Below are 20508 nucleotides of genomic sequence, written 5' to 3' on the forward strand. Positions count from 1 at the left end.
TTCTCTTTTGTTTTATTTAGAATACATCGATACACTGCCTAACCCATCAAATTCAGCAATTACTGAATCCCCTCGGTTAAATGCAATAGCTTCTGACATAGCTCCACTTAAAATAATATCACCTTTTTTTAGTCCTTTACCAAGGGCACCCAGCTCGTTTACTGCCCATGCTATAGCTGTTGCAGGATTCCCTAGAACAGCTGCACTTGATCCAGTTTGTTCAACTTTACCATTTTTGGACATTACCATACCGATATTGCTCAAATCTATTGAATTCGGCGAAACCCAATTACTACCTACTAAGAATTTAGCAGAAGAACAATTATCAGCCACTACATCAACCAATGTGAATCGGAAATCCTTATAGCGACTATCTATAATTTCGAGCGCAGGTGCCACATATTTCGTTGCATTAATGACATCTTCAGCTGAGATATTTATTCCTTGTAAGTCTTCAGCCATTAAAAAAGCAATTTCTGGTTCGATTTTCGGATGAATGAGGTCAGAAAATGCAACAGCTTCCCATTCGAATGAAAGCATGTCACTATGCAAATACCCATATATTGCTTCATTGACTCCCATCATTTCTTGCTTCGCTTTACTTGTTAAGCCCAGCTTTACTCCAATTAACTTAGAACCACTCTCTGCTCTTTTACGTGCAAGTAATCCATCTTGTAGTTCATAAGCTTCCTTAATAGTCAGTGTTGGATATTCGTCTGTCACTTTAATAACTTCTTTTACATCGCGTTCTGCGTTATATAAATAATCAATAATACTTTTCTCTTTATCCTTTAGTAGAGTCATTTTTTATACCCTCACTTTATCTCTTTTTGCTATTTCAGCTGCAACGTCCAGAATCATATCTTCCTGTCCACCGACTGCCTTCATTTTCCCTAATTCAATTAATATATCGCGTGGATCGACCCCGAATCTCGCTCCAGCTCGTTCTGCGTGTAGTAAAAAACTAGAATACACACCCGCATAGCCAAGAACTAAACTACCTTTCCGAATTTCTTGAGATCCTGGAATTAGAGGCCCAACAATATCTTCAGCTAAATCCATCATTTTATATAAATCGATACCCAAATTTATATTCATACGATCCAGTGCCGCTATCAAGACCTCGGTTTGTGTATTACCTGCACCTGCGCCTAAACAACGAACACTGCCATCAATTCGTGTAGCTCCCTCTTCAATTGCAACAAGTGTATTGGCAACTGCAACAGATAAATTGTTGTGCGCATGGAATCCTACTTCAATATCCAATGAATTTCGAAGTGCTTTAATTCTTTCACGCACTTCGTGTGGTAGTAAAGAACCTGCTGAGTCCGTTACATAAACAGCCTCTGCTCCATAACTTTCCATCAATTTAGCCTGCTCCACTAATTTCTCAACTGGAACAGAGTGAGCCATCATTAGAAATCCTAATGATTCCATACCAAGTTCCCGTGCTTTATTAATATGTTGAGCTGATACATTAGCTTCAGTCGCGTGAGTTGCAATTCTGACTAAACGAGCACCTAAATCACTTGCTTGTTTCAACTCATTTATAGTGCCAATTCCCGGAATGAGTAAAACAGCTACTTTCGCGTTTTCACATTCATCTACAGCCGCTTCAATTAAAGTCATTTCATCAACTAATGATTTACCATACTGTAATGTAGAACCACCTAAACCATCGCCATGACTCACTTCAATATAGTGCATACCCGCGTCATCTAATGCACGTGTTACATTTCGTACTTGATCAACAGTAAATTGATGTGCAACGACGTGACTGCCATCACGTAAACAAACTTCTGTTACTAGAATTGGTTTTCCAGAATTAATAGCCATGAGGTAATCTCCTTTCTAATCGATTTATATGGTTGTTTCTATCATGTTTTTTGTTAACATCCTCCGAGCAAAATCTTCCCCGACTCGCATAGCTGCAGCTGTCATAATATCTAGATTCCCTGCGTATGGAGGGAAATAATCGCCTGCACCTTCAACTTCAATAAGAACGGTTACGCAATTCCCTTCAAACATTGGTTCTTGTCTTAAACGATAGCCACCAACATATTCATTCACTTTTATAACCATTTCTTTGATTGACTTTCTAATAGCAGCTTCATCCATATTCTTCACTTCACAATAGACCGTATCACGCATTAAAATAGGTGGATCTGCAGGATTTAATATGATTAGAGCTTTGCCCTTATCCGCACCCCCAACCTCTTCTATTCCGCGACGTGTTGTAATCGTAAATTCATCGATATTTGCTCTAGTACCTGGTCCAGCACTTAAACTAGAAATCGTAGCAATAATTTCCCCATATGTAACATCAGCCACTTGATTAATAGCATGAACAATCGGTATCGTTGCTTGTCCACCACAAGTAATCATATTAACGTTCATGATATCTAAAGAAGTTGGTAATGAACTAACCGCGGGGCAAAAGAAATGCCCTATTGCTGCAGGCGTTAAATCGATAGCTAATATACCTAACTCTTTTAAAATTTCGGCATTGTGGACATGGGCTTTTGCTGAAGTTGCATCAAACACAATGTCTACCATGCTAGGATTCTCAACTATGGCTTGTATTCCATTAGAAAAGACTTTATAGCCCTTTTGTTTGGCTCTTTGAAGACCATCTGAATCTGATTCAATTCCTATCATTGCGATTAATTCAATAACATCGCTATTTTCTAATTTGTACATTAAATCCGTTCCGATATTACCAGAGCCAATAATTGCAGCTTTTATTTTAGCCATGTTCAATCTCCTTTCTCATTTTCCTATTCGAAATGAACTGTTACAGAGCCAAGTGCTCCGAACTTAGCTTCTATGGTGTCTCCTGCTGAAACTGAAATCGCAGCAGATAATGCACCTGGTAAAATTAATTCATCTTTTTTTAATGTAATTCCAAATTCAGCTAATTTATTTGCAAGCCATGCAATTGCATATGCTGGGTGACCTAGTGCTGCAGCTCCAGCACCTGTTGCTTGAAGCTCTCCATTTTTAAAGAGCACCATACTAATAGTTCGCAAATTCACTAAATCTATCGTTGTCGTCTTAGAGCCAACAACCACTTTTGCAGATGATCCATTATCAGCGACCGTGTCGACTAATTTAATCTTCCAATCTTTCACCCGGCTATCAATAATCTCAAGTGTCGGTACTACATACTTGGTAGCCATTAAAACATCAATATACGTTATATTCGGACCCACTAAATCTTCTTTTAGAACAAAGCCAATTTCAGCTTCTACTTTTGGAGATATCATTGAATCAACTTTAACTATAGCTCCATTTTCTATTTGCATATCATCAAAAAGATGACCATAATCTGGTTCATCCACATTCAACATTTTTTGCATCGCAACACTTGTCAAACCTATTTTCTTGCCCACAATTACTTTACCCTGAGCAATTTTAAGTTTTACTGTCTCTAATTGAATTTGATAAGCATCTTCAACCGTTAAAGAATTATCCATTTCTGTTAAAGGAATAATTCCTTGGCGTGATTTCTCTGCTTCTAAGAGTTCTGTTGCATACTGGACATTCTTACCTTTCAACTAAAAAACCTCCTAATACAAAACAAAAGGTGTGCAAAAGCCACCTTTTGTTGTTATCTTATTTTTTTATCGTAATCGTTTTTGCTTCTGTATAAAAATCAAAACTATGTCTTCCACCTTCGCGGCCAATACCACTCGCTTTTGCTCCTCCGAATGGTGTTCGTAAATCACGAACATACCAGCAGTTGACCCATAACAACCCTGCATGGATTTGTGATGTTACACGCTGACCTCTTCGCAAATCATTCGTCCATACGACTCCGGCCAACCCGTAGATAGAATCATTTGCAATTGCTATTGCATCCTCTTCAGTTTTAAATGGAATAATCACAGGAACAGGACCAAAAATTTCTTCTTGTGCTACACGCATCTTGTTATCTACATCATATAAAACTGTAGGTTCGTAGAAATTTCCATCTGCGAGATTCGCTACAACCTTTCCTCCATATGCAAGCTTCGCCCCTTCTGCAAGGCCAATTTGAACATAGTTATCAACCGTTTCCAAATGCCCCCGAGACACAAGAGCACCCATATCTGTTGACTCATCAGTAGGATCTCCTACTTTAATTTTCTTTACAGCAGCCACAAATTTATCTAAGAACAAATCATAAATGCTTTCTTGGACAAGAATTCGTGAACCCGCTAAACAAATTTCACCTTGATTACGATAAATCGCTTCGATAGATCCTGCCACAGCTTCATCCAAATCAGCGTCTTCAAATATAATATTTGCTGATTTGCCTCCAAGCTCTAGTGAGACCGGTATCAAGTTCTCAGCAGCATTTCGCATGACGGTTTTTCCTGTATTGGACTCCCCTACAAATGATATTCTGCGAATTGAGGGATTCGTACACATCTCTGTCCCAACAGTACTTCCAGGTCCTGTTAAAATATTTAATACTCCAGGTGGTAATCCGGCTTCATTTGCAATCTCGCCTAACATAACTGCACTTAACGGAGTATAAGAAGCAGGTTTAACCACAACTGTATTTCCTGCAGCTAAAGCAGCTGAAGCTTTCCAGGTCAACTGCATAAATGGTAAATTCCAAGGAATAATTAAACTCGTGACACCCGCTGGCGCATATTGAACATATGACATATGTCTACTCATATCATAGTGCTCATGTACCATATACTTCGCCATTTCAGCGAAAAAACGGAAGTTGGAAGCAGCGCGAGGAATATCAAATCCACGACTTTCTTTTATTGGCTTGCCTACATCTAATGTTTCAACATATGCAAGTTTATCAACGTTCTTCATAATTAAATCCGCCATTTTACACAATATGCTTGATCTTTCTTCAACAGGCATATTGCTCCAAACACCACTTGCAAATGTTCGCTGAGCAACATCAATTGCCCATTTGGCATCAGCCTTTCCACCATTTGCGACAGTGGCCAACTTTCTATTTGTTGCCGGATTAATCGTGTCGAAGGATTCTCCGGAAAGAGACTCTACATACCTTCCATCAATAAAAAGTTTGGCATCTTGGATAATGATATTTTCAGCTACCACCTCATTAGTCACGAGATTTCCTCCTAATCTTCTATCTCTATAATTATCTCTATTTCAATTGCTGTGTTATTTGGTAATTGAGCCATTCCTACTGCTGAACGCCCGTGTTTTCCTTTGTCACCAAAAACCTTCCCAATTAAATCAGATGCACCATTCATGACTGCTGGATGTTCGGTAAAATCTTCAGTGCAATTGACCATGCCTAGTATTTTTACGAACTGTTTTACCTTACTTAACTCGCCAATCTCATCTTTGACGACTCTTAGTAAGTTGAGCATCGATTGTTGAGCTGCTAAATACCCTTCTTCCGTAGTTAAATCTCTACCTAGTTTTCCGTGGTATTCATCTACACCCTGTCCTGCTGTGAATAAAAGGTTTCCGGTTCTTACACAGCTGACATAACTTCCCCAAGTGGGTCGTATCGGAGGAAGTGTTAAACCTAGTTCCATTAATTTTTCTTCAGGAGTGCTCATCGTTTTGCCACTTCTTTTACTTTAATATTTAAAAAATCAAGCGCGTTTTTGCCTAAAATAGCTATTCTTTGTTCTTTAGTTAGTTCAAGTGTGTCATCAATTACTTTGCCGGGAGGAATCTCTCGTAATAAAAACGGGTAATCAGATCCCATAACAATTTTTTCATATCCGAAACTATCTATTAAATATTTCAGGGTCAACGGATCATAATTCAATGAATCAAAATAAAAGTTCTTCGCGTAATAACTCGGTGGTTTACTCGTTACTCTTAAATGCGGCCAGACTTTCCACCCTTGATCCAAACGCGGTAAAATGTAAGGAAAAGAACCCCCTCCATGAGCGAAACAAACCTTTAATCGAGGAAACTTCTCCATTACCCCACCACTAACCAAGCTCGCAGCAGCTAAGGCTGTTTCACTTGGCATACCAACGGTGTACATAAAATTATGTCGAGGCATTCGATCTGTGCCTAATGTTTCCCAAGGATGAACGAACAGTGGAACTTCCCACTTCTCCGCCATTTCAAAAAATGCTAAAAATGAAGGGTCATCTAAATTCTTACCATTAATATTCGTGCCAATTTCAATACCTTTTAATCCTAACTCATGCATACATCGGTCCATTTCTCGGATCGATACTTTTACATCTTGCAAAGGTACAGTCCCCAAACCAATAAAACGATCAGGATATTGTTTAACTGTATTACTGATAAAGTCATTTTGGATTTTCGACATTTCTTCTGCAGCTTCAGCTTCAGCCCAATAAGAAAACGTCACTGGAATAGGCGATAACACTTGAATATCAACACCCTCTTCGTCCATATCACGGATTCTTTTTTCCGGACTCCAGACTTGATCTGTCACTTCACGAAATACTTTTCCAGCGACCATGATATTAGCACCACAAGAACACGTTTTTTCTAATGTTGGCCAACGACTTCCACCATACTTTTTTGCGAATTCAGGTATTTCTTCTGGAATAATATGTGTATGAAAGTCTACTCTTATTTCCATAATCCGACTTCTTCAGACATGACGTGGCCGCATTTCTCACATTTGCGTAGTTCTTCACTACTATTGAATTCTTCAATTGCGCCTTTTACTTGTTTTTCAATATCTGTTAATTGAACACGATTTACATGCATTTTGTGATTACACTTATCACAGAACCAAACAAAATCTTCTAATTCACCTTGAGCCCGTTTTCGTTCAATTACTAAACCAAAGGTATCAGCAATACGGTGAGGAGAATGAGGAACCATTGCTGGTAACATAAATACCTCTCCTTCTTTAACTGTAATAACTTCACGTTCGCCTTCTTTGTTAATAATTTCAACGAAGCAATCTCCTTTTATCTGATAAAAGAATTCATCTGAAGGATCTACATGGAAATCACGACGTTTATTTGGACCACCCAAAATCATACAAATAAATTCAGAATCTTCCCAAAGGACTTTATTATTAACAGGTGGTTTAAGTTTGTCTTTGTTCTCTTCAATCCAACCCAGTAAGTTAAATGCTTGTAATTTAGCCATAGTTGATTTTGTCATCAATGTTACCTCCGTTTTATAGTTTTTTCTTTTAATTTACAAATTATCGAAAACGCTTTCATTTACAAAGAAGTTAATTAGTCACGGCTGTTCTTGACATTTCTAGTGAATCCTCAAGGGCTTTTTGCACCATTGGATATGTTGGATTATTTCGTTTGTGCATACCGTAAAACATTGCCATTTTACGAATAGGATCTCCTGAGTAGTATCTCTCATATTGAACAAGTCTTTGACCAAATGCTTCTCCGCAAAGATCCCAAGCCAACTTAAATAGACGTACTCGCTCGTCAGCGGCTACTCCTGAACGACCAACATAATGTTTATTCATATCATCTGTTAACTCTGGATTTGCAAAGTCAGCACCAGTTGGTGACATCAAAAGCCCACCTGCTCCTATGATTTGTAGGATTTCTACTGCTCTTGGATACAATTTTGGTAATAGTCCACGGACAGTTTCAAGTGGAATAATTGCTGGAATTGCTTCACCATATGGAGTCATGACATATTCATACTCAGAAACACGTACTAAAGCCCTAATCGTCTCAACTCCTTGTAAAAGCTCAGCTAATTGATTTTGAACATTTAGGAATCCATCAACACCAATAGAATCTGCAACTGAACATGCTACCTCTGTAGCAAATGAAAGTTTTACAAGACCCCTAACTCCTGATTGATGGGATGGCTGTAAATTGATACCTGTTTTAGGATAAAGTAAATTACCTGCTTCTACATTTTGATTAATGAAAACACGGTCCCATGGAACTAAAACATCATTAAACACTAACATTGCATCCATTTCCTCAAATCTAGATGCTAATGGATGATCCCATGTTGACCTTGTGCCATTCTGTGTTTCTTCGCGACATAAAATCCGTAACCCAGGGGTGTCGATAGGAAGAGCAAATGAAATTGCATACTTCTCGTCTCCAGGTTTAAAACTTGGATAAGAATAAATAATTACCTCATCTGTAAGTGGTGCAAGCGTTGCAAGCATTTTAGAGCCTCGAACAATTAAGCCTTCTTCTGTCTCTTTTACAACACCTAAGTGCGTGTAGGTATCTTCTTGCTCATTCGAAGCTTTACTCCTATCATTCTGTGGATTAATAATTGCATGTGTTAGAAATAAATCGTTATCTCTAATATATTTATAGTAATTTACAATATTATCTCCCCACTGTTCTCCATACTGTCTAAAGAACCAGTCATTTGAAGCCATTGCAGTTATTACAGTGCCTAAGAAATCGGGTGTTCTCCCCATTAAACCAAATGTCGCCTGCGCCCAAACTTCAAACAGTTCTCGGCGTGCTTTCAAATCCTCTCCATTACGTGGGATTAGAAAGGCGTTATTGACACGTTCACCAGTTTCTTGACAGATATGAGTAATTTTATCCTGATATTTCGCATCGTGTTGCATATCGAATAGTCTTGCGAGTTCCTTAATTGGTTGCTTAAATACTGGCTCATTAGTTAAATCCTTAATTTTTCTCCCACCTAACCAAACTTCTGGTTGGCGAGATTTTAACGCGTTAATATAATCTACTCCTGATCTAATCCCCATTTTTCATTCCTCCAATATTAACTTTATAAAGCCGGCTGCTGCATTTCTTTTTTTATAAATTTTCCTCTAAAGAATAATAGTCCTTCTTCATCGCTATATGAGAAATCCTCAACTTTCCCTACGTACAAAATATGATCGCCACCTTCATATTCTGCCCATGGAATACATTCAAACGTTGCAAGTGCATTTTTCAGATGTGGAAGACCATTGGATTCTTCCCATTCGACAACTAGATTTTCATCTGGTCGACCAGCAAATTGCCAAGCATATGATTCCTGAGATTCAGATAACACATTAATTACAAATGAACGATTTTTTAATCCTGAACAAGCTTTTGCATTTTTCGCAATTGAAACAAGTACGAGTGCTGGATCTAAAGAAACAGAAGTAAACGAGTTCACAGTTATACCATGTCTTTCCCCCTGGTCATCTTTCCAGGTAATTACCGTTACCCCCGTTGCAAATTGTCCAAAGCAATTTCTTAACTCTCTTAAATCCATATTTCTCCTACCTCTCTTTATCTATCAAAGTACAATAAATATATCGAATATTTTTTTTTCACTCAACGCAACTATTTCATAATATGGAATAGCGTGAATAATTTATTTATTTATTTTTCGCAGGTGCGAATTATTAATAAACAATAATTAATATGCAAAAACACCCCAATCTATGATATGAAGTTTAAAAACCTTCAATAAGATGGGATGTAAGTTATTAACTAAACCTCAATATATCCTAATTCTTGTGAAATCGATTGAGCAGTATTTATTACACTTTGGATTATCATGGAGCGATTACTTCCTTGCATATATGAAACAGGTCCAACTAAATTAACTGCAGCTATAGTTTTTCCTGAATACGATAAAATAGGTGCAGCAATACCGTACGTACCTGTCGAATTCTCATTATTACTAACTGAATAACCAACTTTACGCACCATTTCTAAATCTTTCTTCAATTTATTAATATCAGTAATTGTATTTGGGGCTTGCATCGACAACCCTCGGCTAATAGTTTCTTGCAGATAAGCTGAATTATACGATAGCAACACTTTTCCTGTACTCGTCGCATAAGCAGGTTTCCTTGAACCAATATACGTGTGTATAGGTGATGCCTCTTGTGACGATACCTTCAATACAAAAACAACTTCGCCTTTGTCAAACATCCCAATATGAGCTGTACCTACAAATCTATGAATTAATTCTTTTACTAAAGGTATGGCCTTATCATAAATATCCTGTTGAAACATTACGTTATTATTCCACTCTAATAATTTCCATCCTAATCGATACCTTCTATTATGATCTCTAATTAAGACTCCCTCATTACAAAGTGTGGTAACTAAGTGGTGAGTTGTACCAGCATTCATACCAAGCTTTTTAGCAATCTCTGTATTACCTAACACAGGCTCTTCACTTGAGAAACAACTTATAATATGACAAGCTTTTTTAACAGATTCTATCACGATGAAATCCCCTCTTCCGCAGAATATCCAATCACAAACTGTCTATCAAATTTCAACCTCACCTATTGTAAGCGCTTTCAATTGTTAGTAAACTGCAAAACTTTTTTCTGTTAAATTGATTTGATGTTTCCCCCTAAAATGTAAAGAGATTGAAAAATCAGTAAATTGAAAGGGAGATAGTTCCAGAATACTTTACTATATTGTAGTATTCAAGCTTACAATTTCATAATGTGAAATTATCTTAATAATGCTGTTGATATTGAAAAACAAACAAAAGAGTACATTTGCGCCTAGCATGTAAAGGAACGAAACGAAGGTTAAAAACGCCACGTCCTACTCCTGCGGTTACTCGTCGCAAAATGCAATGCGAGAAATTTTGTGGCAACACCTTCATGACCCACTTCGTGTGGGCCTAAGAATGAGACCAGCAAGTATGTGGTTTTTCATACTTGGTGGCTCATTCGGAACGTGCGGCTAGCTCAAATGTACGATAATCAACAACATAATTTAACAGAGCCATTAAAAGGCTGTGTTAAAAAATGCAGTTATATTTCACAACAAACGAAAGAGTGAATTTGCTCCTAGCATGCCGCAAGAGCGTGAAAAATGAGACCCACAAATATGTGGTTTTCACACTTGTTGGCTCATGCGGAACATGAGGCTAGCGTAAATGTACGATAAACAACAATATCGTTTAACAGAGTCTTTATTTATAAGAAAATTCCGTTAATGTCGTTGAAAGAACGTATTTAGTAACCTATACTAAGTAAAAGCTTTTCGAAAGGAGAAACCTTATGACAAATTCTATATTAAATATCGAATTACCACATTCCGTTCAACTATTAGAACACATGGCTTCTGAATCGATAGAAAAAGGTCCTTTTACATATGTAAACAGTGGTTCTGGTGCCGAGAGTACGTTACGTGCAAATGTTAATGCTTTTGATGACTGGCATATTGTTCCGCGAGTTTTGAATGATGTCAGCATTCGGGATACCTCAACGCAAGTTTTAGGTACTACCTTCCCTTCTACTTTTGCGATTGCCCCTGTAGGAGTACAGAGCATATTCCATCCAGATGGTGAGCTTGCTTCAGCAAGAGCGGCCGCTCATCACGGAGTCCCGTTTATCGCTAGTACGTTATCGTCATATTCTTTAGAAGAGATTGCTGCAAATCTTGGGACTACGCCACGCTGGTTTCAATTGTATTGGTCTAAGGATGTAGAACTGGCTTTAAGTATGGTTAAACGTGCGGAAGAATCAGGTTATTCGGCTATTGTCATTACGGTAGACACGGCTCTTTTAGGAAATCGAGAACGAGATTTAAACAATGGCTATTCACCTCTGAAACTTGGAAAAGGATCAGCTAATTATCTACATGACCCTGTTTTCCTAAGTCGGTTGGGTAGTAATCCTTCTAGTGATGATCCTGATGTAATTGGAAAAATAGTAGATGTGATATTTAATCCTTCCTTAACTTGGGATGATCTTCGGACGATAAAAAACCACACCAAACTTCCTGTTTTATTAAAAGGAATTCTTCATGAAGAGGATGCGCGTAAAGCGTTACATTATGGAGTAGATGGAGTAATTGTTTCTAATCATGGGGGCAGACAGCTCGATGGCTGTATCTCATCATTCGAAGCCTTACCTTCAATCGCAGAAGTAATTCAAGGAGTAGTTCCTATCTTACTAGATAGTGGGATTAGAAGAGGCTCTGATGTCATTAAAGCGAAAGCATTAGGGGCAAATGCGGTACTACTGGGACGCCCTTTTGTTTACGGATTAGCTGTAGCTGGAGAAAACGGGGTTCGACATGTGTTAAATGATTTCATTAATGATATTGACGTTTCATTAGCACTTACTGGATTCGCATCCCTGCAACAAGTCAATCGATCAATCATTCGTAAAAAGAAATAAACACTGCCCAAAGTACTCCCCCTTTCTCTTATATTTTCAAATAAAATGTTACCTGAATTTTCAGAATAAAATAGTGTAATCATCTGTCTATTCATATAATAAGGGAATATAATAGAAGTAAAATAAAGGGGGTGTCGTTGTGGATCTTGAACGTAAATTGGAGCGTTGGGAAAAAGAAGGATTTATCGACCAAGTAGCGGTTAAAAAGATTCTAACTTTTGAAAACCAACAACCAAAACCTACCAAACTTCCGCTGCTCTTAATTATTGGACTCATTTTCTTTTCACTTGCAGTGTTTAGTTTCATTGCAGCGAATTGGCAGGTAATGCCAGCTCTATTGAAAATAGGCTTGGTTCAATTACTGATGTGGATGTTTTACGGTTTCGGCTATTTAGCGGAACGTAAAAACTTCGGTCGTGCCATCATTTTTCGTCTCATAGGACTTGCAATGTTTGGAGCAAGCATTATTGTAACCGTTCAGGCTTTTCATTTTTCGGTATCAAATTCGATTTTACCATGGGCTATATTTATTGTGACTCTCGCCCACTATTTTTACTGGCGTCAGTTCCCGTATGCTTTAATTGCTTTTATTGCTGGAGCATTCGTGTTAATGATGTCGATCCCTACTATGAGTTGGTTTGAATGGGGTTGTTTCCTTGCTGTAACACTAGCCTGGTTCTATTTTAGCCATATTGATTCTTCTATGGTATTCAGTTGGTCGCTGCTTTTCGCATCAGGTTTAATGCTATGGATACTTGTAGATTACGAGACAATATTATGGCCAATTTGGACTCTGTTTACGCTAGTTTTTCTGCTTCTAAGTGTTCCAGAAAAAGAACGTTTGTTGGGGTCTTTGTCTCTAGTAGTTGGAGCTTTTCAATTAGTAGTCTACTTGACAGTTAGAGGTGCAATGGATTTATCAATTCCTGAAATAAATTTAGTGGAGTCCATCTCATTATTAGTTGTTTCTGTAGGTGTCTTAGTACTCACTTATCTACGCTTCCAATCAATTACGTGGATTTCTGTTTTAGGGGCAGTTGGTTTATTGTTATTCGATGATACAGCTATTGCGCTCGCCATAGTAGCTGAAATCGTAGCTCTCGCGTATTTAGTCATTGCACATCGGCAAGATAGACCACTTACTTTTGGCTTTGTCTATTTTATTGCTGTTCAATTTGTTCTTTACTTCATTTATGCATGGGAAAGACTCGACATGTCTCTCTTCTTCCTAGTCGGTGCCATTTTGCTCTTTGTCCTCTCAGGAATCGCATGGTATGTAAACCGGAAGAAAGCAGGTGTTGCAACATGAGATCGTTCTTATTCCCTGCTTTACAAAGTCTTTTTATTGCACTGATCGTCTTGAGCTTTTACGCAACTTCGTGGTTAGGTGAACAGTTTGTTTTAAGAGCAGAACCGTTCGATCCAGTTGATCCGTTTTATGGGGAATATGTTTTGCTACAATATCCTGACTTAAAACCTTCAGACTCTTTGCAGAATGGTGAAATCTACTTCACATTAAAACAAGGTGACGATGGTTATGCTGTCATTGACCGAATCGATTCACAAGCTTTCTTTGGATCTATTCGAGGAACTTATTACAACGAACTCATTACCGCTCCACAACTTGAGCAGTATTACGTAGAACAAGGAACTGGACCGGACCTTGAAAAAGCACGTAATTTAGCCGTAACACTCGATGTCTCACCGTGGGGAACGATTCGTCCAGTGTATTTAGATGTCCGACAAGATTAACTAATAAACAGCAAAAGCGAAGTCGCTTTTGCTGTTTTCTAATTATTTGAAAATGGCATCTTTTAATTAACTACATATAATGACTATGCACAGAACGAGTTAATTTTCAACTTACCCTTAAATTGACGCAAAGAACTAGAAAGCTTATTATTACGCACAAGGATTTAGTTTTAACAATTGATTTGCCTTGAATCGCTTTTAGATATACATATCATCTTTTATATACCAGAAAATCGAGAAAGGATGTTTAATAGATGAAAATTACAGCCATTTATTTATATGCCATTCATTTACCTCTTCACCAACCTTTTGTCATCAGTTACCAAACATATAACTTTATGCCTTCAGTTATCGTGAAAATCGAAACTGACGAAGGCATTACGGGATATGGTGAAGCTGTGGCTGACGAACACGTGACAGGTGAAACATGGGAAAGCACATATCACATCATAAAAAATACGTTGGCTCCTGTAGTTTTGGGACATAATCCATTGGAAATCGAGAGACTCCATGATTTAATGAACAAAACCATTTATTCAGCACCTACCGCAAAAGCAGCCATCGATATTGCGTGTTATGATATCATCGGAAAAAAATTACAGCAACCCGTCTTTCAACTCATAGGCGGTCGTTACCATGACGAGTTTTCCCTCACACACGTCCTAAGTATTGCCGAGCCTGAATTGATGGCAAATGAAGCTGCTTTACATGTTACCAAGGGCTACCAATCCTTTAAAATGAAGGTTGGAACAAATATCAAACAAGATGTTAAGCGAATTCAAGCAGTTCGTGCTCGCGTAGGCGAAGATATTGCCATTCGCGTTGATGTAAACCAAGGTTGGCAAAATAGTGCTACAACTTTAGTGGCTTTAAAGAAATTGCAAAATTGTAATCTTGATTGGATTGAACAGCCAGTGGTGGCAGATGACATCGATGGTATGGTTGAAATTAAGTCAAAATCAATAATTCCTTTAATGATTGATGAAGGCTTAAAGGGATCTCGTGAAATGCTGGAAATCATCCAAAAACGTGCTGCTGATAAAGTGAACATTAAATTAATGAAGTGTGGTGGTATTTACCCTGCAGTAAAAATGGCTCATCAAGCAGAACTCGCTGGATTAGATTGTCAAATTGGCTCAATGGTCGAATCCTCTATTGGATCAGCAGCAGGATATCATGTTGCTTTTTCCAAAAAAAATATTAGCTCGGTAGAACTAACTGGTCCATTAAAGTTCTCGAAGGATATTGGCAATTTGGCTTATGATGTCCCTTTTATACGATTAACTGATAAGCCAGGATTAGGTATAGAAATAAATGAAGAAACACTACGTGAATTAACCGTTTATCGTGATATTGTCAGATAGCTGAAGAAAGATACAAATTAAGAATATTAGTTTAAAGGCTGAGCGATCGCTCAGTCTGACTTTTTGAGCTTCACGTCTGAAAAAAGAGAGCTGTTGTCTGAAAAAAAGGGCTCCACGTCTGAAAAATTTCGTTTCACGTCTGAAAACAGCATATCTAGATTGTGAGTCTCAAAACATTTTGATCCAGGATAAAACACCTTTGAATTTAGCACTTATGTGAGTGCTAAATTCAAAGGTGTTTTAATACCTATAACTATTTGTCCAGTTTTCTATATAGAAATCTTCCTAGTTTTTTGCGGTAGGACATGATAATCTAACTATTTCCCCAAAAAATGTTTCGACAAATTTTTCATATTTTCGAGTCTGTGGATAAGTTTATACACATTTCATCTGCCTTACCTTATACAATTACCTATTGTATTCACAAGTTAATCACAATCCATCCACAGAATATTGTGGATAACCGAACGATTGTTCTTAACCAAACAATCTGATAGATTTAAATTACACCAAGATTGCCTACCAATATATTCTTATTTATAAAAAAATAGAAGCAAATTTCATGAAATCGGAGGTGAATTACGTATGAGTAAACTATCGACCAAACTGTTGATGGAGTCTTATATTAAAGCAAAAGACTTAAAACTTTGTCCGGATTTTATATGCCTATTAGAAAATGAAATTCGCCGACGTTCTTTGTCTATCTAACACTTCATTGTCCATACGCCGAGCTATCTCATAAGAAATCCAGAAGCGAATGTAGCTACTGGATTTCTATTTTTTTATATTACATGTCCTCTATATTTGAACCGTTGCTAACAAACTTTTCATAAAATTTGTGATAAGAAGAGTTTTGTTCGCTCATGTTGTGGATTATCAAATAATTCACTTGGAGTTCCAATTTCTATAATTTCCCCAAAATCAAAAAGAACAATTCGATCTGCGACCTCACGAGCAAAATTCATTTCATGAGTCACGACGAGCATTGTAATCCCAGATCCTGCTAAAGTTTTAATTACATCTAAAACTTCTTTAATCATTTCAGGATCTAATGCTGAAGTTGGTTCATCGAATAACATGATTTTAGGTTGCATGGCTAAAGCTCTAGCAATTGCTACTCGTTGCTGTTGTCCTCCAGAAAGCTGACCTGGATATTTATGAGCTTGTTCTGGAATACCAACACGTTCTAACAACTCTAATGCAATTTTTTCTGCTTTGGCTTTTGGCCATTTACGAACCCAAATAGGTGCTAGGGTAATGTTTTTTAATATGGTCATATGAGGGAATAAGTTAAATGATTGAAAGACCATGCCTGTTTCTTTTCGAATAGCTTCGATATCAGAAATATCATTGGATAAAGGAATCCCATCAACTGTGATTTCCCCTTTTCGAATTTCTTCTAACCCGTTAACTGTTCGAATAAATGTAGATTTCCCTGATCCAGAAGGACCTAGTATAACTACAACTTCACCCTGCTTAACCTTTAATGATACATCTTTTAATACATGCAAATTTCCAAACCATTTATTCACATTATTACAAACGACTATATCTTTCCTGAGTTCCAGAGATATATCAGCGTCAAAGTTTTTAAACATACATGTCCCTCCTTAGGATTAAAGTTCGTATTTATCGCTTACCAACACCTAAAGCTACTTCCAATCTTCTGCTCGCATAGGACATCATATTGCAAAAGATAAGAAAGACGAGAGCAACGAATAAAAATACTTCCATCTGTGTCCCTAGAAACTGAGGATTAGATATTATATTTCTTCCAATGCCCAGAATATCGGTTAAGCCTACAACAGCAACGAGGGAAGTGTCTTTAAATATTCCGATGAAAAGGCCTACGATTGCCGGGATAACTGCACGTAACGCTTGAGGTAAGATAATAAATGTCATCTTGAATGCTGTATTTAGTCCAAGTGATTCCGCCGCTTCAAATTGTCCTCGAGGAATTGATTGCAATCCTCCACGTATGTTTTCTGCTAAGTATGCTGCAGTAAATAAAGTGAATCCAACCATCGCTCGGATGACATTATTGATGTCTATTCCATGTCCCATAAACAACGGCAGCATCAACTGAGCAATAAACAAGATGGTAATCAAGGGAACTCCTCGAATCAATTCAATATAACCAATGCTGAACCAACGAACTATTGGTAATTTGCTTCTTCTTCCAAGCGCCAGTAGTAACCCCAGTGGAAAAGAAAAAACGATAGCTACCAAAGATATTAGTAAAGTTAATAAAAAACCACCCCATAAATTAGTGCCAACATGATTAAATACACCAAAACCACTTAATAAAAAAACAATGACTGGAAACATGAGAAACCAGGCGATGAGTAGTGGTTTTTTTAACTTTGGCCGGTTCTTGCCTATTACATATGCAGTCACAAGTACGACAACATTTACTAGCAACCATATACGGGTTTCTGTCATGACGAAGGGCAAACATCCTAAGATCGTATACATTCCTACCATTGCTATTGTTAAGTGGGCGACTGTTCCCTTCCACAATCCCCATGAAAGACCCATTAGTACCGAAGAAAGCGTTAAACAAATCCATAGCCGCCAAACTTCTGCTGCCGGGTACTGACCCACTGCTAATAACCTGAAATTAGCTGAAATAACCTGCCAATCGGCACTAAAGAAAATCCATACAATCGAATTCTTCACTATCAAATAACTAATGATCCCAAATACGATCGTTAACAGTGTGTTTTTCCAACTACTAAATAAGTTCTTCTTCAACCAGCTCACTGTATGTGTTAGTGGTTTATATGGAGCTTCTTGTGTCTGTTGAAATTCTTCACGATTCACTTTTCTCACCTCTCTACTAGTTGCGTATATTTGTTAAATATATTCATTAAGAGTGACGTGAATAAACTCATAGATAAGTAGACTAGAATCACGATTGATATGACTTCTACACTTTTACCTGTTTGACTTAGAACTGTAATCCCAACTCCTACTAGTTCTGGGTACGCTACCGCTGCAGCTAGACTTGAATTCTTAATTAGATTTAAATATTGATTCGTTAAAGGAGGGATAATAATCCGAATAGCCTGAGGTAAAATAACAAGTCTTAATATAGTTGGACTTTTCAAGCCTAGTGCTTTTGCTGCTTCAACTTGTCCTTTTGGTACGGCCAAAATACCTCCCCGTACAATTTCAGCAATATAGGAAGCGGTATACATGACAAGTGCTACTAATAGTGCACCAAAACCCGGTCCAATTGTGTAACCCCCATCAAAACCTCGTCCAGCAATCACCGGAACACTAAGTAAAAGTGGCGACTGTAATGTGAAAATCCATGTGATTACTCCCCATCCAACTAGAGAACCAAGAGCCCAGAATGACGGATATTTTCGCTGACCTGTTTCTACTTGTTTTATGATTCTAACTTTCCAAACGATATACGATAGAAAAAGACCAACTAAAAGAGAAATGAACCATATCATGGAAGATGGCGTTAGCTCGAACCAAGGAATAACAGTCCCTCTATTACTAAAATAAAAGAGTCCAAATGCATTTAAGCTTTTTTCTATACTGGGAAAGCTTAAAAACACAGCATAAAACCAAATGAAAATCTGAACTAACAAAGGGGTATTACGAAAAACTTCCACATAGACAGTAGCCACTGTTTTTGCTAACCAGTTATTCGATAACCGAGAAATACCAATGATGAATCCAAGAATAGTAGCTAAAATGATTCCAATTAAAGCGACTTTAATTGTATTTAAAATTCCTACAAGGAATGCTTTACCATAAGTATCTGTCGAAGAAAACTCTATCAACTTATCTCCTATATCAAATGACGCCATTTTACCTAAGAAATCATAACCAAAACTCATTCCCATTTGCTTTAAACTACCAAGAGCATTGGTGAAAAAGAATGCTCCTAAAAGCATAACCAGTAAAGCAAATATAGCTTGAAGAAGAATGGGAATGACTCGTTTATCTCTCCAAAAAGGTGGTGACGTCGAAGATGAAAGTTTTTTCACGTATGATTCACCTCACCGTTATTTTTCCAAAAGTAATTCTTCTTGTTTAAACTTAAAAAGAAGAGGCCTGCCCCCCTAGTTTGAAAAGGTATGCAGGCCTAAATCTATAATCGACATTTCTACACTAAAATTAGTACTTTATCGGAAAGGCGGAGAATACATTAAGCCACCATTTGTCCAAAGTTCGTTTGGACCACGATCTAAATCAAACACTGTGTCTGGGCCAAGATGGCGATTATAAACTTCGCCGTAGTTCCCCACAGCCTTAATGATCTGAACAACAAAGTCTTTTGGTAATCCCAGTTGCTCACCAAGATCCCCTTCAACACCTAAGAAACGACGAATTTCAGGATCTTCACTATCAATGAAAGTATCTACATTGCCCTGCGTAATTCCGTACTCTTCTGCTTGTATCAATGCATATACAGTCCATGTCACTACGCCTACCCATTTCGAATCTCCGTCTTTTACGGAAGGAGCTAGCGGTTCTTTAGATAAAACCTCTGATAAGATAAAATGTTCATCTGGTTTGGCTAAAGTCGATCGACGAGAAACTAATCCAGAGCGGTCCGTAGTAAACCCATCTACACTTCCTTCTTCATAAGCAGCAATTGCTGCATCTTGACTATCAAATACAACGGGCTCATAAGTGACTCCCAATTTACGCATTTGGTCAGCCAAATTAAGTTCGGTTGTTGTGCCGGATTCAACTGCAATTCGTGTTCCTTGTAAATCCTTTAAACTTTTAATTCCACTATCTTCACGCACCATCATCCCTTGGCCGTCATAAAACGTAACCGGTGCAAAAGCTAGTCCAACAGAAGCGTCTCGAGAAGTGGTATACGTGGTATTTCTCGCTAAAACATCAACCTCGCCCGTTTGAACAGCAATAAAACGCTCCTCTGCTGATAAGGGTCTGTATTCAACCGCATCGGGGTCTCCAAAGATAGCTGCGGCTATCGCTTTTGTAATATCAACATCCATTCCCGAATAACTTCCATCAGATGCTACATAACCAAAACCTGGTATATCAGCGTTAACTCCACCCACTAATTTACCTCGCTTTTTGACTATATCTAATTGTGATTTGGATTTGGTTTCTTCAGCCTTTTCTTCTGAACATCCAGCTAAGACAACCGAAAATATGAGTAAAATGCTTAATAAAGCTAATAAATGTTTTTTCATGTTTTGGTCCCAACCCCCTATTTTTTTCAAACTACTATTTAAAAATACTATTTTGCTTTAATCTATCCCCCTCTAATAGACAATTTACCCTTAGTTAACTTTATGAAATAAACCCTATTAAAATACCAAATAATTCTGATAATTCATTCCGATACTTGAA

20 protein-coding genes are annotated in these 20508 nt (G+C 37.7%); 5 read left to right on the top strand and 15 right to left on the bottom strand.

Annotated elements, in window-relative coordinates:
• Positions 1–12 precede the first annotated feature (12 nt).
• From C8K15_RS11735 to C8K15_RS11785, 11 genes are all read right to left on the bottom strand, one after another.
• On the bottom strand, positions 13–804 hold the full coding sequence (locus tag C8K15_RS11735) for a 2-keto-4-pentenoate hydratase (protein WP_108586594.1): 792 nt from the start codon (positions 802–804) through the stop codon (positions 13–15).
• 3 nt (positions 805–807) lie between these two features.
• Complete coding sequence (dmpG, locus tag C8K15_RS11740; RefSeq protein WP_108586595.1) at positions 808–1836, bottom strand: 4-hydroxy-2-oxovalerate aldolase; 1029 nt, start codon at positions 1834–1836, stop codon at positions 808–810.
• Between the two features lie 24 nt (positions 1837–1860).
• Complete coding sequence (locus C8K15_RS11745) at positions 1861–2754, bottom strand: acetaldehyde dehydrogenase (acetylating) (RefSeq protein ID WP_108586596.1); 894 nt, start codon at positions 2752–2754, stop codon at positions 1861–1863.
• Between the two features lie 23 nt (positions 2755–2777).
• Positions 2778–3557: a 2-keto-4-pentenoate hydratase gene (locus C8K15_RS11750; RefSeq protein ID WP_108586597.1), complete on the bottom strand. Its 780-nt coding sequence runs from the start codon at positions 3555–3557 to the stop codon at positions 2778–2780.
• A 58-nt stretch (positions 3558–3615) separates the two neighbouring features.
• Complete coding sequence (locus tag C8K15_RS11755; protein WP_108586598.1) at positions 3616–5085, bottom strand: aldehyde dehydrogenase; 1470 nt, start codon at positions 5083–5085, stop codon at positions 3616–3618.
• Positions 5086–5096: 11 nt separating this feature from the next.
• A complete protein-coding gene (locus C8K15_RS11760; RefSeq protein WP_108586599.1) occupies positions 5097–5546 on the bottom strand; it encodes a RidA family protein in 450 nt (149 codons plus the stop codon).
• Positions 5543–6559: an amidohydrolase family protein gene (locus C8K15_RS11765; RefSeq protein ID WP_108586600.1), complete on the bottom strand. Its 1017-nt coding sequence runs from the start codon at positions 6557–6559 to the stop codon at positions 5543–5545. The genes C8K15_RS11760 and C8K15_RS11765 overlap by 4 nt, the downstream gene beginning before the upstream one ends.
• The gene (locus C8K15_RS11770) at positions 6550–7095 is read right to left on the bottom strand and encodes a 3-hydroxyanthranilate 3,4-dioxygenase (protein WP_369973742.1); all 546 of its coding nucleotides are present in this window, start codon (positions 7093–7095) and stop codon (positions 6550–6552) included. Before C8K15_RS11770 ends, C8K15_RS11765 begins: the two co-directional genes overlap by 10 nt.
• A 73-nt stretch (positions 7096–7168) precedes the next feature.
• Positions 7169–8653 (bottom strand): 4-hydroxyphenylacetate 3-hydroxylase family protein, encoded by a 1485-nt coding sequence (locus C8K15_RS11775; RefSeq protein ID WP_108586601.1) that lies wholly within the window; start codon positions 8651–8653, stop codon positions 7169–7171.
• A gap of 23 nt (positions 8654–8676) precedes the next feature.
• The gene (locus C8K15_RS11780) at positions 8677–9153 is read right to left on the bottom strand and encodes a flavin reductase family protein (RefSeq protein ID WP_108586602.1); all 477 of its coding nucleotides are present in this window, start codon (positions 9151–9153) and stop codon (positions 8677–8679) included.
• 221 nt (positions 9154–9374) lie between these two features.
• Positions 9375–10121, bottom strand: a complete 747-nt coding sequence (locus tag C8K15_RS11785) for an IclR family transcriptional regulator (protein WP_108586603.1) — start codon at positions 10119–10121, stop codon at positions 9375–9377.
• 794 nt (positions 10122–10915) lie between these two features.
• Here C8K15_RS11785 and C8K15_RS11790 point away from each other — a divergent pair.
• The 5 genes from C8K15_RS11790 (at position 10916) to sda (ending at position 15864) form a co-directional block, all read left to right on the top strand.
• On the top strand, positions 10916–12040 hold the full coding sequence (locus C8K15_RS11790) for an alpha-hydroxy-acid oxidizing protein (RefSeq protein ID WP_108586604.1): 1125 nt from the start codon (positions 10916–10918) through the stop codon (positions 12038–12040).
• Positions 12041–12179: 139 nt separating this feature from the next.
• Positions 12180–13349 (top strand): DUF2157 domain-containing protein, encoded by a 1170-nt coding sequence (locus C8K15_RS11795; RefSeq protein WP_108586605.1) that lies wholly within the window; start codon positions 12180–12182, stop codon positions 13347–13349.
• Positions 13346–13792, top strand: a complete 447-nt coding sequence (locus C8K15_RS11800; RefSeq protein WP_108586606.1) for a GDYXXLXY domain-containing protein — start codon at positions 13346–13348, stop codon at positions 13790–13792. The genes C8K15_RS11795 and C8K15_RS11800 overlap by 4 nt, the downstream gene beginning before the upstream one ends.
• A 254-nt stretch (positions 13793–14046) precedes the next feature.
• Positions 14047–15156, top strand: a complete 1110-nt coding sequence (locus C8K15_RS11805; RefSeq protein WP_108586607.1) for a mandelate racemase/muconate lactonizing enzyme family protein — start codon at positions 14047–14049, stop codon at positions 15154–15156.
• 585 nt (positions 15157–15741) lie between these two features.
• Entirely contained in the window at positions 15742–15864 is a 123-nt protein-coding gene (gene sda / locus C8K15_RS11810) for a sporulation histidine kinase inhibitor Sda (protein WP_108586608.1), read from the top strand.
• 119 nt (positions 15865–15983) lie between these two features.
• Here the strand turns inward: sda and C8K15_RS11815 are convergent, their stop codons facing one another.
• The 4 genes from C8K15_RS11815 to C8K15_RS11830 form a co-directional block, all read right to left on the bottom strand.
• On the bottom strand, positions 15984–16754 hold the full coding sequence (locus C8K15_RS11815; RefSeq protein ID WP_108586609.1) for an amino acid ABC transporter ATP-binding protein: 771 nt from the start codon (positions 16752–16754) through the stop codon (positions 15984–15986).
• Between the two features lie 31 nt (positions 16755–16785).
• Positions 16786–17979 (bottom strand): amino acid ABC transporter permease, encoded by a 1194-nt coding sequence (locus tag C8K15_RS11820; protein ID WP_233260459.1) that lies wholly within the window; start codon positions 17977–17979, stop codon positions 16786–16788.
• A gap of 5 nt (positions 17980–17984) precedes the next feature.
• A complete protein-coding gene (locus tag C8K15_RS11825; RefSeq protein WP_108586611.1) occupies positions 17985–19163 on the bottom strand; it encodes an amino acid ABC transporter permease in 1179 nt (392 codons plus the stop codon).
• Positions 19164–19301: 138 nt separating this feature from the next.
• Entirely contained in the window at positions 19302–20348 is a 1047-nt protein-coding gene (locus C8K15_RS11830; protein WP_108586612.1) for an amino acid ABC transporter substrate-binding protein, read from the bottom strand.
• Positions 20349–20508: the final 160 nt, after the last annotated feature.

Origin of the sequence: Paenisporosarcina sp. OV554 (genome assembly GCF_003058165.1) — a bacterium.
Taxonomy (GTDB): Bacteria; Bacillota; Bacilli; order Bacillales_A; family Planococcaceae; genus Paenisporosarcina.

Excerpts from the sequence above, each read along its gene's own strand:
- C8K15_RS11735 (WP_108586594.1), bottom strand. The coding sequence starts at position 804 with ATGACTCTACTAAAGGATAAAGAGAAAAGTATTATTGATTATTTATAT.
- dmpG (WP_108586595.1), bottom strand. The coding sequence starts at position 1,836 with ATGGCTATTAATTCTGGAAAACCAATTCTAGTAACAGAAGTTTGTTTA.
- C8K15_RS11745 (WP_108586596.1), bottom strand. The coding sequence starts at position 2,754 with ATGGCTAAAATAAAAGCTGCAATTATTGGCTCTGGTAATATCGGAACG.
- C8K15_RS11760 (WP_108586599.1), bottom strand. The coding sequence starts at position 5,546 with ATGAGCACTCCTGAAGAAAAATTAATGGAACTAGGTTTAACACTTCCT.
- C8K15_RS11765 (WP_108586600.1), bottom strand. The coding sequence starts at position 6,559 with ATGGAAATAAGAGTAGACTTTCATACACATATTATTCCAGAAGAAATA.
- C8K15_RS11770 (WP_369973742.1), bottom strand. The coding sequence starts at position 7,095 with ATGACAAAATCAACTATGGCTAAATTACAAGCATTTAACTTACTGGGT.
- C8K15_RS11775 (WP_108586601.1), bottom strand. The coding sequence starts at position 8,653 with ATGGGGATTAGATCAGGAGTAGATTATATTAACGCGTTAAAATCTCGC.
- C8K15_RS11780 (WP_108586602.1), bottom strand. The coding sequence starts at position 9,153 with ATGGATTTAAGAGAGTTAAGAAATTGCTTTGGACAATTTGCAACGGGG.
- C8K15_RS11790 (WP_108586604.1), top strand. The coding sequence starts at position 10,916 with ATGACAAATTCTATATTAAATATCGAATTACCACATTCCGTTCAACTA.
- C8K15_RS11800 (WP_108586606.1), top strand. The coding sequence starts at position 13,346 with ATGAGATCGTTCTTATTCCCTGCTTTACAAAGTCTTTTTATTGCACTG.
- C8K15_RS11805 (WP_108586607.1), top strand. The coding sequence starts at position 14,047 with ATGAAAATTACAGCCATTTATTTATATGCCATTCATTTACCTCTTCAC.
- sda (WP_108586608.1), top strand. The coding sequence starts at position 15,742 with ATGAGTAAACTATCGACCAAACTGTTGATGGAGTCTTATATTAAAGCA.
- C8K15_RS11815 (WP_108586609.1), bottom strand. The coding sequence starts at position 16,754 with ATGTTTAAAAACTTTGACGCTGATATATCTCTGGAACTCAGGAAAGAT.
- C8K15_RS11830 (WP_108586612.1), bottom strand. The coding sequence starts at position 20,348 with ATGAAAAAACATTTATTAGCTTTATTAAGCATTTTACTCATATTTTCG.